Source organism: Kaistella sp., from assembly GCF_041824135.1.
Lineage (GTDB): Bacteria > Bacteroidota > Bacteroidia > Flavobacteriales > Weeksellaceae > Kaistella.
On record NZ_JBGZYM010000019.1, the window covers coordinates 1 to 4,242 of the forward strand.

The 4,242-nt window shown below is 38.6% G+C and carries 6 protein-coding genes; 3 read left to right on the top strand and 3 right to left on the bottom strand.

What is annotated here, in order from left to right; translation table 11 throughout:
* A partial coding sequence (locus tag ACEYOS_RS02000; protein WP_373797489.1) for a tyrosine-type recombinase/integrase occupies window positions 1-783 on the top strand: 783 nt, incomplete at its 5' end.
* Here the strand turns inward: ACEYOS_RS02000 and ACEYOS_RS02005 are convergent.
* The 3 genes from ACEYOS_RS02005 to ACEYOS_RS02015 all read right to left on the bottom strand — a co-directional run bounded on the left by ACEYOS_RS02005 (window position 664) and on the right by ACEYOS_RS02015 (window position 2,562).
* The gene (locus ACEYOS_RS02005) at window positions 664-1,257 is read right to left on the bottom strand and encodes a DUF6448 family protein (RefSeq protein ID WP_039346554.1); all 594 of its coding nucleotides are present in this window, start codon (window positions 1,255-1,257) and stop codon (window positions 664-666) included. The genes ACEYOS_RS02000 and ACEYOS_RS02005 overlap by 120 nt on opposite strands.
* 54 nt (window positions 1,258-1,311) lie before the next feature.
* Complete coding sequence (locus tag ACEYOS_RS02010) at window positions 1,312-1,608, bottom strand: cupin domain-containing protein (RefSeq protein ID WP_039346557.1); 297 nt, start codon at window positions 1,606-1,608, stop codon at window positions 1,312-1,314.
* 93 nt (window positions 1,609-1,701) lie between these two features.
* Window positions 1,702-2,562 carry an AraC family transcriptional regulator gene (locus ACEYOS_RS02015; RefSeq protein WP_052252209.1) on the bottom strand — a complete coding sequence of 287 codons (861 nt, stop codon included), beginning with the start codon at window positions 2,560-2,562 and terminating at the stop codon, window positions 1,702-1,704.
* A 268-nt stretch (window positions 2,563-2,830) separates the two neighbouring features.
* Here ACEYOS_RS02015 and ACEYOS_RS02020 point away from each other — a divergent pair, with 268 nt between their 5' ends.
* Both ACEYOS_RS02020 and ACEYOS_RS02025 read left to right on the top strand, forming a co-directional pair.
* Window positions 2,831-3,820: an IS110 family transposase gene (locus ACEYOS_RS02020; RefSeq protein ID WP_373707561.1), complete on the top strand. Its 990-nt coding sequence runs from the start codon at window positions 2,831-2,833 to the stop codon at window positions 3,818-3,820.
* A 20-nt stretch (window positions 3,821-3,840) separates the two neighbouring features.
* Window positions 3,841-4,164 (top strand): tyrosine-type recombinase/integrase, encoded by a 324-nt coding sequence (locus ACEYOS_RS02025; protein WP_373707560.1) that lies wholly within the window; start codon window positions 3,841-3,843, stop codon window positions 4,162-4,164.
* Window positions 4,165-4,242: the final 78 nt, after the last annotated feature.

Sequence of the window (4,242 nt, forward strand, 5' to 3'; positions counted from 1 at the left end):
ATCCAGGGAAAAAGTCCCAGAACCTTTGATAATTATTCCAGGCATGTTGCCGCCCTAGCACTTCATTTCGGTAAAATTCCTACGGAATTAGATCCGGAAGACATCAAAGATTATCTCTTTGAACTTCAACAGCGATCAAAAACACCTTCTCAAACCTACTTTAAACACACCGTTTATGGATTGCGGTTTCTTCTGAAAGCAGAAGGTTTACCCTACAGTTTTCTCCATCTTCCAGCCATTCCAAAAGTCAAAAAACTGCCCACTATTTTAAGCCGTCAGGAAGTTTGGCGCATGCTGCAAACTGCTCAATTGCTGAAACACAAACTGCTTATCGGTCTGATTTACGGGTGCGGACTTCGATGTATGGAAGTGGGGAATATCGAACTTCATCATCTTGATTTTGACCGACAAATGCTGCATGTTGTTCAGGGTAAAGGTCAAAAAGACCGTTATATTCCGCTTTCCGAGCATTTAATTCGCGGACTGAAAACCTTTATTTCCGTGGAAAATCCGACTCAATATTTATTTAATGGAAATCAAAATAGAAATATTGAAGAGATTGATGCTTCGACTACGCTCAGGGACCTCTCGAAACCAAAACCCCTTCTAGTCACTTGTTTGCTGGACTCGAAGGGGAATGATAGTGAAGAATTATTCGAAGCTTTAATGTGCCGCGCCATGCGACATTACCTTTTCCAAGGCTTCCAAGGTATGCGTGTAATCAACGTAAGCCGCAACATACGCTCTACCTTCCGCCACGGAATGGTCTTTCACTGTACTTAAGGCTGCTGCCTTTTCATATTTTTCTGTAATCACCTTCTGAATATGATTTCCGAGATTATGGAGGAGCGTTTTCACATTACTGCTCGCGAGGGAGTTATCTGCCATCTGAATGATCGGTTCTGTAGAACCTGCAGGTTTTAGGCCGGTGTACGGAGCACCTTCAGTTTCCCGGTGATAGCGAACCAGCGTTTCGAAGAAATGTTTTTCAACAAGGGAATAGATTTCGGCATCTTTATTTTTAAGACTCACCGTTTTATTAAAGAGTTTGATGATTTCTGCTTCTTGTTGCGGTTCAATCCACTTCTTCACAAAGTTTACATTTTCTTTCTCTAAAGCTTTAATGGCGTCTTTAATCACCGGACCATCGTAGGAATCGCAGTGTGCAAATGCGGGTATACTTATTAATAAAAACAAGAGTCCCAGGATCATACGTGTTTTGCTAAAGCTGTTACTTATTTGTTGTAATGTTTTCATGATATTGAATTTTAAAGATTACATATTTTAATAAAAGAGAGAACTGTTAGGTTTTTAATTAAAGTATTGAAATTCTATTTCTTTCGGCATGAGGTGCAGCCCTTTGAAGTCGATTTTTACTTTAATTTGATGTTGGGTGTTTGGGGGTACAACAAATGCATCGCCTTGTTTCAGGAGTTTTTCTTCTCCATTGATTTCGAGCACACACTCTCCTTCATGAATAAAGAGTATGGATTCTAAATTGGCAAGGTGTTTTGGCAATACAGATCCTGCTTTTGCCTGCATCTGTTTGGCTATTAATTGGTTCCCCGAAGCCAGCAATCGGACGGTAGGTTTTGTGATTGGTACCATAACTGTTGTTTTTAATTATAGTACAAAGGTAGGTCGGGAGCCAATGCAAGGGAAGTGCTGCAAGTAGGAAGAATTGGTATAAAGGTCGGAAGATTAACTTCGGTACTCTAAGGGACTTCGTCCAGTGTGTTTTTTAAAGAATTTCCCGAAATGGGAAGGGTCAGAAAAGTTCAAACTGTCAGCAATCTGCGCAATGCTCTGTTTTTTGTTCTGCAAACGCACTTTTGATTCCAGCAACAGCATTTCATTAATCCAGGTTCCTGCCGTTTTACCGCTTACTTCCTTTATTACTGTAGAAAAATATTTGGGTGTTAAATTCATTTTTTCGGCGTAAAAAGAAACTTGTCTTTCCTCCATAAAATGTTTGGCTAAAAGTATTTTAAATTCGGAAAGGAGGTTTAAGTTCTGATCTGTCACAACTTCTCTTTCGGGCAGGTGGCGGTAATGAACATCATCAATTTCATTCAGAATAATATAGATTAAACTTCGGATAATCTCTGAAGTGTGGGGCGCTACATCGGTCGATTTTTGTTGAATTAAATCAAAATAAGCAGTAAACATCTGAAACTCTTCGGCATTTAAGGGGATCACTTCTTGGCCTTTTTTTTCAAAGAAATCAAATTGTTCCAGGTAAGTGATGTCGGTTTGACCTTCCAAAAAGATTTCTTTCCGAAAGAAAAAGATTTTCGCCTTATAACCCTCGCCTATATCCGTAAATTTTCGAATTGCTGAGGGCGCAAGGGTAAATATCGCAGGCGCTTTGGAGATATGGACAAACAGATCAGATTCCAACTGAATATCACCCTCGCTTAGCAGACAGATGGCGTAGGCTGAAGTTCGGTGCGCATCTGCAGTGGCACACGCGTTACTAAGGTGAGACATGTGGTACCAGTCGGTGGTATTGAAGTCTGAGTCTTCAATTTTAGTGTATTCGATGTACGGAATTGATTTCATTGCACCCCTAAGTTACGGTAAAATGTGCCTTCGACAAGCTATTAGATTTGCAAAAGAAAAAGTAACTTAGATTTATTAACCAAAGTATACTGAAAACCAGAGGGGCTAAGGTGAACTAGTTCGACTCGCAAGTAAGACTTATCCTGAGCATTAGACCTTAGCGCCTTTTAGGTTCGAGAACCATTTAGAATTTTAAGTTTTTAGGCTTATTAATAGCGTCAGTAAGAACCTTACCTGGTATTCAGCATTGCTTCTCAAACGTAAAATTATGAAAAATCTATTTATTGGGATTGATATTTCCAAGGATGTGTTTGATTATTGCGGCCTTGATGAGAAAAACCAGGTTTTAATCAGTAAACAAGTATGCCCCAATTCCAAAGAAGGCATAAGAAAATTTTGCAATATGCTAAAAGAGTTCAGTGGTTATTCCATCTGGATTTGCATGGAACACACGGGCCACTATGGAAGTTTGTTATGTTATGAATTCTCCACCCGAGACATTCGTTACTCATTGCTTAATCCTCTTGAAATGAAACATTCCGTGGGTATAACCAGAGGAAAGACAGATGCTGTAGACGCTTTTAGAATCGCCTCTTATGCGCTATCCAATAAACACAAATTAAAAGCCTACCATCTACCCGTTAAAGAACTCAGAAAGCTTAAAATATTGATGAGTACAAGAGACCGCTTGGTAAAGGTATCGGTGCAAATAAAAAACGGTCTGAAGAGTTTAGAGATTGAAGCTCAAATTATTCCTATGAAAGCGCAGATAAAAGAGATGAATCAACTTATTCAACAGTTAGATAAATCGATATTATCCACGGAAATACAGATGAAATCGATCATTGTAGAAACTTTAGAATTGAAAAATAATTTTGACAAGATTACTTCTGTAATTGGGGTGGGAAATATAACTGCAATAAAATGTATTCTTGAAACCGACAACTTTACCAAATTCGATAACCCCCGAAAATTCAATTGCCATTGTGGATTGGCTCCATTTAAATACCAATCGGGCAGCAGCATAAGAGGTAAAACGAAAACAAGTCCTCTATGTGATAAATCACTAAAAAGCATTCTTTTTAAAGCTGCTTGTTCTGCCATACAGCACGACCCTCAACTAAAAAATTACTATCTCAGAAAAATAGAGGAAGGAAAGCATAAATTGTCTGTAATTAATGCAGTAGCGAGTAAAATTGTTTTAAGGATTTTCGCAGTCTCAAAAAGAGATCAAAATTATGTGAAAATTTATGCTTAATTATTTGTTTTTATCTTAGAATGCTCAGCACAAGTGCTTTCACAACGCACACCAAAGATTTCGATTCCAGATACAGTCAAAGAGGCGTTCAGTGGGTCATCAAAACCATTTCTAAAAAAGCAGGAATCACCAAACTTGTTCATACCCATACTTTGCGACACAGCTTTGCCACTCATTTATTGGAAGATGGTGTTTCCATCATCATGGTTCAGAAACTTTTGGGACATGAAAGAATTGAATCCACAATGGAATATCTTCATGTTTGCCAATTGTCTGACCAAAAACCGCACAGCCCTTTGGATACCGTTTTTGCTTTATGCAGTAAAAATGGAAACCCGAAGTAAGGTAAATAAACAAAGCGGAAGCGTTGCCGACGTTCTTCGCAAAATCAATTTATCGGCTCAGAATTTTACGGTTCATCA